We start from the raw sequence: 13,586 nt of genomic DNA on the forward strand, positions 1-13,586 counted from the left end.
TTAATTAATCATTGGAGGTCATTACTATCAAATTCGAACATAAAATGCGGGGGAATGTATCGTTTGGTGTTAACCCGATTGGATGTAAACAAGAAGTAAACAATCAAATTGACTACGTTAAAGAACAAGGTTCATATGAAGGGCCTAAAAAAGTTTTAATTATTGGTGCTTCATCAAGTTATGGTTTAGCCACTCGAATCAGTCTTGCTTTCGGAGCAAACGCAGATACAATTGGTGTATCTTTTGAAAAGGGACCTAAATCTGAAAAAAACCTAGGAACTGCAGGATGGTATAACAATATCTACTTTAAACAAGCGGCAGAAGCAGAAGGTCTAGTTGCTAAAAACTTTGTTCAAGATGCCTTTAGCCATGAATCTAAACAAGATGTTATTAACTACATTAAAGACGAATGGGACGGGAAAATCGATTTAGTCGTATACAGCTTAGCTTCTGGTGTCCGTGTTGACCCTGATACAGGTGAACGATTTAATTCAGTGATTAAATCAATTGGTGAAACAGTGGTCGGACCCAACGTTAATATTCAAAAACAAGACTTTTTTGAGCATGTCCTAGAACCTGCAACGGAAGAAGAAATCGCTGATACAGTGAAAGTAATGGGTGGAGAAGATTGGCAATTATGGATGGAAGCTTTAAAAGAAGCCGACGTTCTTGCTGATGGTGTTCAGACAGTAAACTATTCTTACTTAGGCTCTGATTTAAACCGTCCATACTATGGTGGCGGTACGTTAGGTCAAGCAAAAGCTGACTGTGAAGTGAAAGCTGATAATATCAACGAATTATTAACTGACATCGGTGGTAAAGCAACAATTGTTGTCGCAACAGCGGTAACGACGAAGGCAAGTTCAGTCATTCCATTCTTCCCGGTTTATTGCATGGGGATTTATCGCATCATGGAAGATAACGGAACTCACGAAACACCCATTATGCACCAAGACCGTATCTACCGCGACATGTTATACGGAGAGAAACCTGAATATGATGAACAAGGCCGTCTACGTCCTGATAATTGGGAATTAGACCCTAAAGTTCAAGCAGCTGCTGAAACATTGATTGAAAAAATCAACGGCGATAACTTTAATTCTGATTTAACAGGCTACAGTATTTTCATGAAAGAATACTTGAATTTAGCTGGTTTTGACGTCGATGGATACGACGAAGAAGAAGCAGACAAAGTAACGCTTGAAGATTTAATCGCTTTAGAATACTAATCATTAACTCGCTCATTCGTCTTTTGAATGAGCGAGTTTTTTTGTTATAGAGTGTTTTCAAGTCTTATCACTTGGTTCACAGCAGCGAATATCCAATATTCTTTCGTATGATATTTATTGTGAGTTGATATATAAGTGTGAATTATCAGTAATTCGCATCTATGAAGCGTGATAAGTGTGAATTATCAGTAATTCGCATTTATGAAGCGTGGTAAGTGTGAATTATCAGTAATTCGCATTTATGAAGCGTGGTAAGTGTGAATTATCGGTAATTCGCATCTATGAATCCTGGTAAGTTTGAATTATCAGTAATTCGCATCTATGAAGCGTGGTAAGTGTGAATTATCAGTAATTCGCATCTATGAATCGTGGTAAGTGTGAATTATCGGTAATTCGCATCTATGAAGGGTGATAAGTTTGAATTATCAGTAATTCGCATCTATGAAGCGTGGTAAGTGTGAATTATCAGTAATTCGCATTTATGAAGCGTGGTAAGTGTGAATTATCGGTAATTCGCATCTATGAATCGTGGTAAGTGTGAATTATCAGTAATTCGCATTTATGAAGCGTGGTAAGTGTGAATTATCGGTAATTCGCATCTATGACATTGGTACTATGTATTGAACGGTGCTTTTGGTGTGGAAACATCTCTGACTAACATCATTTCAATTTTCATCGCTGTTCCTCCCGGCCAGTTGCTTGGGATTCATGTTTATCGTGTGATTCAGCCGCGCCCAATTCACCGAATATTAGTAATTCTGTTTCTCGTTATCTTTGGGGCCTTATTCATCTACTTTACTTTTAACGCTCCAGATTTACCCCTATTCATCTCAGCTATTTAAATATAGTATTGTCGATCGCCCACTGACTAAACTCACTAAAAAAATCCACTTCAACACACAGTGTGTTAAAGTGGATTTTTTATTTATATTATCTAGTCGTACAAAATTTCAATAGATCATCTAGTATTGTCTACAGGATATATCCCTTTATTATTTTTAACAAATAGATAGACTGACATACCTAACAGTATGACTAAACATATAAGTGGTAGTACATTTACAGTACCATCTAAGCCTTTTGTTTGAATAGACTGATAAATACCGTAAAATGCCCACGCTATAGGTAATGAAAAAGCTGCATTGCGTAATTGTAACATCACAACAATTGCCAATATCGACGATACAACCATCATAATGATTCCCCATGTAGCATCATCAATACCAAAACCATTCCATTCAATCTTCACTAAAAATGCAGATACATTCACGACAGAAGCTATAAACAACCAGCCAGTGTTAAGGCCGAAAGTTAAAGGCAATAGCCATTGTCGTTGTGTATTTAAGCCTCTTAACTTTTTAAGGATAAAGACGAGACTAAACAAATAAACAAAAATAAATAGTGTTGACAGTCCGATTTGTAAATACGAGAAGAGAACAATCCAAATCATATTTGCAATAAAAGACACCCATAATAGTGGCGTAATTGCTTCAATAACTTCTTTAAAGTAAGCTACCTCGTGTCTAATAACCATCATTATCAAACTTATAAAAAGCAAACCATAGATGACACTCCAAATGCTAAACGTAAAACCAGCAGGTGTAAGGAGGGTGTTATACATATCAGACACATCTCCTTGCGATAGATTATTAATCCGTCCTGTACCGCCTAAAAAATTCACGCCCAAAGTAAGTATAAGTAACCCAAGGTTTAGCCATGCTTTTGTCTTTGTTTTCATGATACTCACTCCTTTTTTGTTGTCTACTTACTATTTAAGATATCAAGCTGTTTTTGCAACAAGCCTAGTTGTTTCATTAAGCTTAACAAGTCAATGTCTTGATAATCAAAGCCTTTTAACTGCTTCATTATTTCTTGGTTTATTTCTTTCTTAGTTCGACTTGCCTTCTCTTCTAAGAAAATCAATATTTTTCGTTTGTCTGTGACATGAGCTTTTTTGAATACCCAATCATGTGATTCTAAGCGTTTTATGATTGGATTAAGTGTTCCAATCCCCATACCTGTCTGATCACCAATCTCTGTCGAAGAGATTCCATCCTTATCCCATAAGGAAAGAAGGACTAAGTATTGAGGGAAAGTTAAATTAAAGAGCGACAAAGCCTGTGTATATAACTTACTCATTCCCGTTGATGCACGGTATAATCTAAAACAAAGTTGTTCATCTAACCTACGATCAAATATAGACTCATCCATCTTTTCACCGTTTCTTTAATATTTTTTTAGACTCCATAACAAGTTGAATCATTTTACGTTCGGGAACATAGTTTCTTACTCCAAGACAATCATAGTCATTTTTACGAACAGCATCCATAATCGCATTGTATAGTTTACCCGCAACTAGCAATGGTAATTGACAATCTTCATCGAATTGGTGAATAGTCTTCCAAAATGTTTCATAGCCTTTTTGAGATTCCTCTGCTATGGCCTCCCAAAGGTTTATAAAATTTTGATTAGGTCCATTAACCACTATTTGCTTCAAGTCCACGCCATAATCTTCCATTAATTCTGTTGGTAAATACACGCGATGATTGTCTCGGTAGTCTTCTCCGATATCCCTTAATATATTCGTGAGTTGCATAGCGATACCTAAAGCAATACCACTTTCTATAATTTCCTCGGTGACACCATTTTTCGTTGCCAAAAGTGGGAGTAACATTAAGCCCACAGAACCCGCAACATAATAGCTGTAATCCTTTAAAGCATCCATCGTTTGAATTTCTTGAAAATCCAAATCGCGTTTTTGCCCTTCAAGTTGATCGAAAAAAGGAGCAGTATCTAAACTATAACGTTTAAAAGCATCGCGTAAAGCGCGCCACATTGGGTGGTCCGGTGTGTCTCCCTGAGAAAAAGCTGTTAATTCTTCTTCTAAGACAATTAAATTCTCTTTTTTTACTTGTAAAGGATCTGAGCTGTCTACGGTATCATCTGCTTGACGACAAAAAGCATAAATAGCATACACTGCCCTTGCTTTGTCTTTTGGTAACTGTGAAAATGCAGTATAAAAGCTTTTTGACGAGGCTTTAATAACTGACTCGCAATAAGCATAGTCTTTTTTTAAACTTGCTGATAACATATGCTTCACCCTTCCTTTATTTTTGATCATCTAACATTAATTCTTCAGCAGCAATCTTACCTGATTGAAGAACAATCGGAACGCCTGCACCTGGGTGGGTACTACTTCCCGTAAAGTATAAGTTCTCACACGCCTCGGCTTTAGCTTGAGGACGGAAGTGATTGCTTTGGAGTAATGTTGGCTGCAAGCCGAAGCAAGCACCATTATAAGCATTGAATCGTTTTTCAAAATCAAGTGGTGTAATGATACTCTCCGAGATAATTTCTTCTTCTATATTACTCATTCCAGGCAAATGACTTACCCCATCCAAAGCTTTTTGACGATAATATTGAATCGTCTTCTCATCATGCCAATCTTGTTGAGTTGTACCTAAATCGGCTACAGGGACTAAAATAAACAGCCCATCTTTGTCTTCAGGAGCCACTGTTGGGTCTACTTTTGATGCCGCAACAACGTAAAGTGAAGGATCTTCAATAGGCTCACCAGAGAATACTTGATCCAAGTTTTTGTCTAAGTCTTCGGAAAACACAAATGTATGAACATGCTCGAGTTCATCATATTGACGGTCCATACCTAAATACAGAATAAAGCATGAACACGAATATTTGAGGCTCTCTATCTTCTCATCTGTATACTTTCCTTTCGCCGCTTCATTTTTAACTAAATTCTTCATCGCATAAGGAAAGTCCGCATTACAAATAACATAATCCGATAATTCATCCTGCCCATTTACTCGAACACCTCGAGCTTTACCCTCTTCAATCAAAATCTCTTCCACATTGGCATTATAATGGACTTTACCACCTAATTCTTTAAAGACACTTTCCATACCTTCAGCCATTTTGTGCATCCCACCATCGATATACCAAATACCATACAGTAGTTCAATCATAGGAATAATTGTATAAAGCGATGGTCCATTGTTTGGACTCACTCCGATGTAAAGTGTCTGGAATGTTAACATTTGACGGATTCGATCATCTTTAACAAACTTTGCAATCGAATCGGTCGCCGAGTCAAATGTTTTAAGTTTGAGTGCTTGTTTTATCATGAAGGGATTATACATATCACGTTTGTTTCGGAAAGGTCTTTGAATAAAATGATCACGGGCAACAGTATAGCGTTCATAAATGCTTGCCAAATACTTCAAGAACCCAACCGAATCTTCAGTACTGATACTTTCCAGTGTACTCATCAAAGAAACTAAGTCAGATGATATATCAATATGCTCGGTCCCTTTATTAAAATAAGAGCGATACATCGGATCAAGGCGTTTCATAGGAATATAATCATCAGGGTCTTTGCCTGCATACTCGAATACTTCACGATATAATTCTGGCATCATCACAATCGTAGGTCCGAGATCAAAACGGAAGCCCTCTTTTTCGATGACATGCATCTTCCCTCCTACCATACTTTCTTTTTCAAAAATCTCGACTTGATACCCATCTTTTTGTAGGCGCACAGCACTTGCTAGACCAGCAACGCCTCCTCCCACAATAATTACTCTCTTATTTTTAATCATTTTTTCACCATCTCTTTCAACAATTTTGTTATACTTATCATATGATAAATCTTGTGCGATGTAAAATAAAAACCCTTGATTTTATTTTTTAAATAGTTTCTTGATTCAGTTTAAAACGCTTTACTTCATCTCATAGGAAACGTAAGATAATTTTATAATCGTACTTATCATAGATTAGAATTTGTAGGATACTTAAATTAAAAATTATGATAATAGGAGAATTTACATGACAAATATTAAGACAGCATTAGTTATAGGTGGTGGCCTAGGCGGGCTTTCTGCGGCAGTGTCATTAGCTCAGAGTGGTTTTAAGGTTTCATTATATGAAAAAAATAATCACCTAGGAGGAAAGTTGAATCGACTTGAAAAAGATGGGTTTGGCTTCGATCTTGGTCCTTCGATATTAACCATGAAACCTATATTTGAAAAATTATTTACGCGTAGTGAAAAAAATATGGCTGATTATATAACAACAGAGCAAGTGGAACATCAATGGCGTTCATTCTTCCCTGATAATACCATCATTGATTTGTATAGCGACCTCGAAAAGATGCTTAATGAGAATTCATTTTTAACTCACGAAGACATAGAAGAGTACCAAGAATTTCTTGACTATGCTCAAAAACTTTATGACATCACAGAAGAAGGTTATTTTGGCATGGGGCTTGATTCAGTCTCGGAAATACTACAACATCATGGGGTGATTGATACGGTTAAGTCATTTGACTTACTTTCCACCATGCAAAGTAGCATATCTAAACACATTAAAAATCAGAAATTCCAAGATATGTTAGCCTATTTTGCCAAATATGTTGGCTCTTCACCTTATGATGCGCCTGCGATTTTGAATATGATGATTTACATGCAACATAAACAAGGCATATGGTATGTACCTGGTGGGATGCATCACATAGCAAAAGGTCTTGAAAAACTTGGTAAAGAATTAGGCATTCAATTTCACACAAATACGGAAGTGACTCGCCTGAATACGAATCAAAGTCACATTAGTTCTGCTGAATTAGCAAATGGTACACAGGTCCATGCTGATTATTTTATCTCTAATATGGAAGTGATTCCTGCTTATGAAAAATTATTAAACGGGAAACAGTCATTCGTCAAAAAATTAGAGAAAGACTTTGAACCTGCCGCTTCAGGGTTAGTTATTCATCTTGGTGTTAAGGGTGAATACCCACAATTACGTCATCATAATTTCTTTTTCTCTAAAGATTCAAAGAAAAACTTTGAAACTGTGTTTCATAAACACCAATTGCCAGAGGATCCTACGATTTACTTAGTTAATGTCAATAAAACAGATCCAACACAAACTATTCCTGGACATGAAAATATTAAGATATTACCACATATTCCTTACATTCCTGATAAACCCTTTACAGCTGAGGAATATAAAGCTTTTGAGGAACGGGTTCTGATCAAATTAGAACACATGGGGCTAACCGACTTAAGAAAGCGGATAGTTACGAAAGATATTTGGATTCCAGAAGATATCCAAAGAATGTATTACTCTCACCGCGGGGCAATATATGGGACGGTGTCTAATCGTAAAGATAACAAAGGATTTAAGCATGCTAAAGAAAGCGAACGCTATAACAATCTTTACTTTGTGGGCGGGACAGTCAATCCAGGACCTGGAATGCCTATGGTTACGCTGAGTGGTCAACAAGTGCATGATAAAATTATGCAAAAAGAACAAGCAAATAAACTCAAGAAAAGTCAAAGAAAGGAATAAGCCAATGAATTCGGAAACCAAGACAGATTTATTTCAAGCCGTCAGAGAGCTTCAAAGAAAACGTCGTCAATTACTTGGAAGTGGCGGGTTCGACTTACGTATAGAGGCCTTAACTCAACTGAAAAAACTCTTGTTAGATAATGAAGATGCTTGGCTTAAAGCTTTAGATGAAGATTTAAATAAACCACCATTAGAAGCCTATGCGAGTGAGATTGCAGTCTTACTAAATGAAATAGATTATACTATTAAGCATTTAGGTCGATGGATGCAACCTACTGTAAAACATAGATTGTTATTGAGTGGTTTAGAGAAAACAACTCTGATCGATGAAGCTTACGGTAGTGTTCTTATACTCGCACCTTGGAATTATCCTTTACAATTAGCCTTGGCTCCTGTTATTGGTGCCATTGCTGCAGGTAATGGGGCTGTATTGAAGCCTTCAGAATCAGCTCCGGCAGTGAGTTATTTATTGAATAAACTTGTCCCTAAATATCTAGATCCTGATTTATTATTTGTCGTTGAAGGAGACAGTCAGACTGCACAAACACTAACCAGTATGGAATGGGATTTCGTGTTTTTTACTGGTAGCCCCCAAACAGGCAAGAAAGTCTACCAGGCTGCAGCAAAACACCTAACTCCCGTCATTATGGAGCTTGGCGGTAAAAATCCGTGTATCGTTGATGAGTCTGCCTTTAACAAAGACACTATTGAAAAAATTATATGGGGAAAATTCTTGAATGCCGGTCAAACTTGCGTGGCTCCTGATACTGTCTATGTACCAGAAAGTCTTTACGAAGCTTTCTTAGAGCAGTTTAAACAAACTTTAGTCGAATTTTACGGCGAGAATCCCAACATATCGCCAGATTATGGTCGGATTATTCATAATGGCCATCTAGATGCATTGAAAGCATTCCTAGAAGATGGCACTGTTTATTACGGCGGGGAAGTACTGGAAGATGATTTATTTATATCCCCCACTTTGATGGTGGATATAAAAGCTGGTAGTCCTTTAGCTCATGAAGAAATTTTTGGTCCTATTCTCCCAATCATACCTTATCGTTCACTGGATGAAGTGATTGATAAGTATCAAGCTTTACCTGTCCCTTTAGTTGTCTATCTCTTTACCAAAAATGACCGTGTGATTCAAACGATTCAGCGTAAACTTGAAAGTGGTGCTGTGAGTGTTAATCAAGTTATGGTTCATGTGACCAGTCCTAATGCACCGTTTGGTGGAAAAGGCCATAGCGGTATAGGTAATTACCATGGTTTAGCTAGTTATAAAGCTTTTACCTATCCACGGACGCTGTATCAAAAACATACCCCTTTCACTTTAAATCAACAATTTCCGCCTTATACTCAAGGTGCACTCACTGCATTAAAGCGTTTTAGACGGTATATTTTTTAGTTTAACGAATAGTGATTGATACGTCATCCGTCAATAATGATTTAATCCACGATGTATTGGTTTTATTGCATATTTAAAGGAGGTTCAAGATGATAATCGTCTATTTAATTAGTTTATTACTTGCTTTGTTGAGTGGTTGGTTTATTATTTGGCGCGTTCCATATTTAAAGCATCAACCGAATAAACACAACAACTTTAGTGATCTATCCATTATCATTCCTGCCCGTAACGAGGAAAGTAATCTCCCTATACTACTCACTTCCTTAGCCCAGCAAAGCATAAACCCATTGGAGATCCTTGTTATCGATGACGACTCGCAGGATAATACAAAAGCAATCGCAACTAAATTTGGGGCCAAAGTTATTCAACCTACCCGAAATGATAATGGCTGGGTAGGGAAATCTGCTGCATGTTGGAGCGGGGCTCAAGCCGCCAATGGAAAGCTATTGTTGTTTTTAGATTCCGATATTTTTTTACCGCACCGAGAGAGCTTGGCTCATATTTTAACAGCTTATGAGGCGGGTGGTGACGGCGTTTTATCCATTCAACCCTATCATGTTATAAAGGAACCTTACGAGAATTTATCAGCCATCTTTAATATTATGGTATTAGCTGGTATGAATAGTTTCTCCTTTCTGCAAAGTCATTTAAAGCCCGCTGGTGCTTTTGGACCGTCATTACTGTGTCAACGTGACACTTATTTCTCTGTAGGGGGTCATGAAATTGTTCAAGATGCCATTATGGAGAATGTGGCTTTAGGGAAGGTTTTTATAGAGAATGATATACCTGTCAGGCTATTCGGGGGTAAAAATATATTACACTTTCGGATGTACCCAAGTGGTGTATCTGATCTTGGAGAGGGATGGTCTAAGAGCTTTGCTTCTGCTTCTAAAGCAACACACCCTTTTATCCTCATAGCAACGAGTATCTGGATTACGGGTGCTATTCTTTCATTCATGTTCCCATTTTATTTTATTTTGCAAAGTCAAATGATTAATGGGGTCATTTCTATTCTAGGTTACTTTGCTTTCTCTTGGCATTTTTACCGTATGACACGATTAGCAGGCAACTTTCATTGGCTGGCAGTGTTACTTTATCCGCTATTATTTTGTTACTTTATCGGTTTGTTTGGGTGGTCCTTAATAAAAACATTTATCTTTCGAGAAGTATCATGGAAAGGTCGAAAAATTAATATGTAGGAGGTGTACTGTGTGCTAATTGATTTACCTATTGGATGGGTATTGGTTATAAATATCATTGCTTGGTTTTTAATTCATATGTGCATTTCGACGTTTATGCTTAAAGTACCTGATGCTTACTATGAACGTGACAATGGTTGGTATGAGCCGTTTAATTGGGAAAGAAACGGACAAATATGGCAGCGACTTTTAAACATTCAATCATGGAAACGTTTGTTGCCAGACAGTTCATCCATTCTTCCTAATGCATACAACAAAAAGAATTTGCGAACGATTGATATGGCGACGATTCAAAAGTTTATTATCGAAACAAAACGGGGTGAGCACACGCATTGGTTGTCCATGTTGCCAGCACCGCTTTTCTTTATATGGAATCCTGCTTGGGCAGGATGGCTCATGATAGCTTACGCCTTTATCGCTAATATACCGTTTATCATCACTCAACGTTACAATCGCCCACGCTTGAGACGGCTCTATAAAATTCTGAGCAAGAAGAATAAACATCAATCAACGTATTAAACGATACTATTATTGACTCAACAGCTTATATTTAATGCATAAGGAGTATTTTATGACACAAAAACGAAGCAACCCCATTATTTTTCAAGGGAGCTTACACAAGAAGAACTACTTTGAAGGATGGTATTATAAGCAAGTCTCATCAGATCAAAAGACGAGTCTAAGCTTCATTCCAGGGATTAGTTTGAGCGAACATGATCCGCATAGTTTTATTCAGTATATTCTAGTTGAAACAGATGAAGACGGTCGCAAGGAAACCCAAACGGGTTACGTTAGGTTTCCGTTAGAAAGTTTTACGATTCAACACAACCCATTTTCAGTACAAATTGGCCAGTCTGAATTTACTGAACGGTTTATCGATATTGACTTAGTAGATGATTCAATGACTTTTAAAGGTCGCTTAGAATTGGACCATTTAATGCCGATTCAACAGTCCCGATTGCATCCTAATATTATGGGAATCTTTGCTTATATTCCTAAGATGGAGTGTTACCACGGAGTGATAAGTATGAACCATTCCCTTCAAGGTGACATGTTAGTTGGAGATAGAATCGAACAGTTTACAGGAGGAAAGGGCTATATTGAAAAAGATTGGGGAACGTCTTTTCCAAAACACTATATTTGGTTGCAAAGTAATCATTTCAACGATGCAACAACTAGCTTATTCTTTTCTATCGCTCATATCCCCTTTCACTTTACCGAATTTGAAGGATTCATTTGTAATCTTGTTCATCAAGGGAAGGAATACCGCTTTGCTACGTATAATTTAAGTCGGTGTGACATTGTTTCAATGACTTCAGACCACGTGACCTTGCACCTAGAGAACCGTCATGCGCGCTTAGACATTTCTGCTGAAGTCTCCCACCGTGCGAATCTAATTGCACCAGTCAAAGGGACGATGCAAAAGACAGTTAAAGAAGGTATTAGCGGAACTTTATCGATTCGCCTCGAAGATAAGAAAACCGGCGAAATATACGCCGGCAAGGGCCTTAATGCCGGCGTAGAAATCGTCGACTATGAATTTGAAACTGAATAATACATACTCAAAAGAGTGGACAATCTTTTATGATATCCACTCTTTTCTTATTGTTGTTTCACAATCTTTGCATTATTTCTCCAATCACTATAAGCTTATGTTATAGAACTAAAGAAAGGATGTTTAAGATGAAAGCTGCCATAATTGTAGATAGCACAGCAGGATTAACTGAAGAAACAGCCAATCTGGCCAACGTATTCCAATTATACTTAAGTACGATATTCAAAGACGGTACGGTGTATATTGATTCCCCAGATGAAAGCTTAACAAATGAGTTTTATAAGCGGATGGATATGGAAGATGAATTACCCAAAACTTCCCAACCAGAACCTCAACAAGTTTACGATCTCTTTGATCAAATTATTCAAGAAGGTTACGATACGGTTTATGCTATTCTAACTTCGGAAAAGATTAGTGGCACATTTCAGACAGTCCATGCGGTTTCTAATGAATACCGAAAACGACTACATATCCACTTAATTGATTCTCATCTGACCTCCTTTGTTTTGGAAGCCATGACACTGAATTTAGCTGAATTGATCCAACGCCAATTTCCGCCCAAAATCATTATAAGGCGAATCAACCAACTGATTGATCAATCTGCCTTTTATTTCACACCAGCAAAATTAGATAATTTAGTTAAAGGTGGACGCGTTAGTGCTTTAAGCGGCTTCATTGGGAATACTCTCAATATTAAACCCCTTATTACTATGGGAAGAGATACGAATGGTAAGGTCAGTGTGCCTGAAAAAATTCGCACAATGAAGAAAGCGCACAAGCGTCTTTATGACATTGCTGTGGACCACATTGCCCAATACCCTGAGCACGCTTATGTCGTCGTAGGCCACACAGGTGTAGTCCAAGACGCCCAAGTATTGTGTGAGCAGATTCAAATAGCTTACCCCGAACTTCCGATTCGCGTTGGATTCATTACACCTGTACTTGGAACGCACGGTGGAAGTGGCGCAGTGTCAATCAATGTCGCCCCCTTATTGAATCCTTCATTTTTAAATTTTTAATCTTAACCAACGACTTGTTTTATAAAGTGAGATCTTTCTCTAGCCATTCCACAATCAGCTCGACAGTCTGTTCTGGCTGATCTGCATAGATATCGTGGCTTGCGTTTGGAATCACTTTATAATCTAAAACAGGATTGTTGGTTTTTTCTAATCGCTGTATTCTTATTGCTAGTTCATCCTCAAAATCACTTAATAAAAGTAAACTTGGTGTATCATAATCAAGCCGAGCAATGGTCAACTTCATCGCATCATTTAGTTTTAACAATTCAATCAAAGATTCTTCATCTAAATCATCTAACTCTGCGCTTTGAAAAAGTTGCTCTGTTTCCTCAATTGATTCTTGAAACGTCTTATTAAAATCTTCATTTGTTATAATACCGCCATCTAACATAATAACGCTTTCGATTTGTGTGAGTCGAGTTGATAAGTAAGCAGCAATCTCAGCGCCAATAGCATGACCTATTAATACAATCGGATGATCAGGAAAAAATGCTTCAAAGTAAGCTAATAATTCTTCAAAATCTGTCACTGTCACATCCTTAGCACTGTAATGCCCGGGTAAATCAATATAAGTAAAATCGTATCCTTCTGATTCTAATAGACTTCTGATTTCGATAGCATCTTCAAGTCCGCCACCAAAACCATTAATAAAAAATAGTTCCTTTTTCATATTTACTCCCTCTTTCCTGCTGATATATATACTTACAAAGTTAGTTAAATAAGTTTAACACATCGCTATTCTAATTGATTGTTTCATCCCTTAGAATGACATCCATAAAGCAAAAAAACAAGAACTTCTCACCTAATCGGAGAAAT

12 protein-coding genes are annotated in these 13,586 nt (G+C 37.3%); 7 read left to right on the top strand and 5 right to left on the bottom strand.

Features of this window, described 5'->3' with window-relative positions; genetic code table 11:
* The first annotated feature begins 44 nt into the window (after window positions 1-44).
* Window positions 45-1,229: a trans-2-enoyl-CoA reductase family protein gene (locus tag HYQ40_07770; GenBank protein ID MBZ6527677.1), complete on the top strand. Its 1,185-nt coding sequence runs from the start codon at window positions 45-47 to the stop codon at window positions 1,227-1,229.
* 958 nt (window positions 1,230-2,187) lie between these two features.
* On the opposite strand, the gene HYQ40_07775 is transcribed toward HYQ40_07770, so the two are convergent.
* The 4 genes from HYQ40_07775 to crtI are packed head-to-tail and all read right to left on the bottom strand — an operon-like array spanning window position 2,188 to window position 5,845.
* Complete coding sequence (locus HYQ40_07775; protein ID MBZ6527678.1) at window positions 2,188-2,967, bottom strand: tryptophan-rich sensory protein; 780 nt, start codon at window positions 2,965-2,967, stop codon at window positions 2,188-2,190.
* 23 nt (window positions 2,968-2,990) lie between these two features.
* Window positions 2,991-3,440, bottom strand: coding sequence for a MarR family transcriptional regulator (locus HYQ40_07780; GenBank protein ID MBZ6527679.1), 450 nt, complete (start codon window positions 3,438-3,440; stop codon window positions 2,991-2,993).
* A 4-nt stretch (window positions 3,441-3,444) separates the two neighbouring features.
* Window positions 3,445-4,320, bottom strand: a complete 876-nt coding sequence (locus HYQ40_07785; GenBank protein ID MBZ6527680.1) for a phytoene/squalene synthase family protein — start codon at window positions 4,318-4,320, stop codon at window positions 3,445-3,447.
* 16 nt (window positions 4,321-4,336) lie between these two features.
* Window positions 4,337-5,845 (bottom strand): phytoene desaturase, encoded by a 1,509-nt coding sequence (crtI, locus tag HYQ40_07790; protein ID MBZ6527681.1) that lies wholly within the window; start codon window positions 5,843-5,845, stop codon window positions 4,337-4,339.
* 226 nt (window positions 5,846-6,071) lie between these two features.
* Here crtI and HYQ40_07795 point away from each other — a divergent pair, with 226 nt between their 5' ends.
* From HYQ40_07795 to HYQ40_07820, 6 genes are all read left to right on the top strand, one after another.
* Window positions 6,072-7,592, top strand: a complete 1,521-nt coding sequence (locus HYQ40_07795) for an NAD(P)/FAD-dependent oxidoreductase (protein MBZ6527682.1) — start codon at window positions 6,072-6,074, stop codon at window positions 7,590-7,592.
* 4 nt (window positions 7,593-7,596) lie between these two features.
* Window positions 7,597-8,997: an aldehyde dehydrogenase family protein gene (locus HYQ40_07800; protein MBZ6527683.1), complete on the top strand. Its 1,401-nt coding sequence runs from the start codon at window positions 7,597-7,599 to the stop codon at window positions 8,995-8,997.
* A gap of 89 nt (window positions 8,998-9,086) precedes the next feature.
* The gene (locus HYQ40_07805) at window positions 9,087-10,196 is read left to right on the top strand and encodes a glycosyltransferase family 2 protein (GenBank protein MBZ6527684.1); all 1,110 of its coding nucleotides are present in this window, start codon (window positions 9,087-9,089) and stop codon (window positions 10,194-10,196) included.
* Between the two features lie 18 nt (window positions 10,197-10,214).
* Window positions 10,215-10,715, top strand: a complete 501-nt coding sequence (locus HYQ40_07810; protein ID MBZ6527685.1) for a glycosyl-4,4'-diaponeurosporenoate acyltransferase — start codon at window positions 10,215-10,217, stop codon at window positions 10,713-10,715.
* A 52-nt stretch (window positions 10,716-10,767) separates the two neighbouring features.
* Window positions 10,768-11,751: a hypothetical protein gene (locus HYQ40_07815; protein ID MBZ6527686.1), complete on the top strand. Its 984-nt coding sequence runs from the start codon at window positions 10,768-10,770 to the stop codon at window positions 11,749-11,751.
* A gap of 128 nt (window positions 11,752-11,879) precedes the next feature.
* Window positions 11,880-12,770, top strand: a complete 891-nt coding sequence (locus HYQ40_07820) for a DegV family protein (protein MBZ6527687.1) — start codon at window positions 11,880-11,882, stop codon at window positions 12,768-12,770.
* A gap of 19 nt (window positions 12,771-12,789) precedes the next feature.
* On the opposite strand, the gene HYQ40_07825 is transcribed toward HYQ40_07820, so the two are convergent.
* Complete coding sequence (locus HYQ40_07825) at window positions 12,790-13,440, bottom strand: alpha/beta fold hydrolase (protein ID MBZ6527688.1); 651 nt, start codon at window positions 13,438-13,440, stop codon at window positions 12,790-12,792.
* Window positions 13,441-13,586 lie beyond the last annotated feature (146 nt).

The sequence above is a fragment of the Aerococcaceae bacterium DSM 111021 genome, from assembly GCA_020112395.1.
Lineage (GTDB): Bacteria > Bacillota > Bacilli > Lactobacillales > Aerococcaceae > Ruoffia.

Coding starts and splice junctions, on each gene's coding strand:
- HYQ40_07800 (MBZ6527683.1), top strand. CDS start 7,597: ATGAATTCGGAAACCAAGACAGATTTATTTCAAGCCGTCAGAGAGCTT.
- crtI (MBZ6527681.1), bottom strand. CDS start 5,845: ATGATTAAAAATAAGAGAGTAATTATTGTGGGAGGAGGCGTTGCTGGT.
- HYQ40_07820 (MBZ6527687.1), top strand. CDS start 11,880: ATGAAAGCTGCCATAATTGTAGATAGCACAGCAGGATTAACTGAAGAA.
- HYQ40_07780 (MBZ6527679.1), bottom strand. CDS start 3,440: ATGGATGAGTCTATATTTGATCGTAGGTTAGATGAACAACTTTGTTTT.
- HYQ40_07785 (MBZ6527680.1), bottom strand. CDS start 4,320: ATGTTATCAGCAAGTTTAAAAAAAGACTATGCTTATTGCGAGTCAGTT.
- HYQ40_07770 (MBZ6527677.1), top strand. CDS start 45: ATGCGGGGGAATGTATCGTTTGGTGTTAACCCGATTGGATGTAAACAA.
- HYQ40_07805 (MBZ6527684.1), top strand. CDS start 9,087: ATGATAATCGTCTATTTAATTAGTTTATTACTTGCTTTGTTGAGTGGT.
- HYQ40_07775 (MBZ6527678.1), bottom strand. CDS start 2,967: ATGAAAACAAAGACAAAAGCATGGCTAAACCTTGGGTTACTTATACTT.
- HYQ40_07815 (MBZ6527686.1), top strand. CDS start 10,768: ATGACACAAAAACGAAGCAACCCCATTATTTTTCAAGGGAGCTTACAC.
- HYQ40_07825 (MBZ6527688.1), bottom strand. CDS start 13,440: ATGAAAAAGGAACTATTTTTTATTAATGGTTTTGGTGGCGGACTTGAA.
- HYQ40_07795 (MBZ6527682.1), top strand. CDS start 6,072: ATGACAAATATTAAGACAGCATTAGTTATAGGTGGTGGCCTAGGCGGG.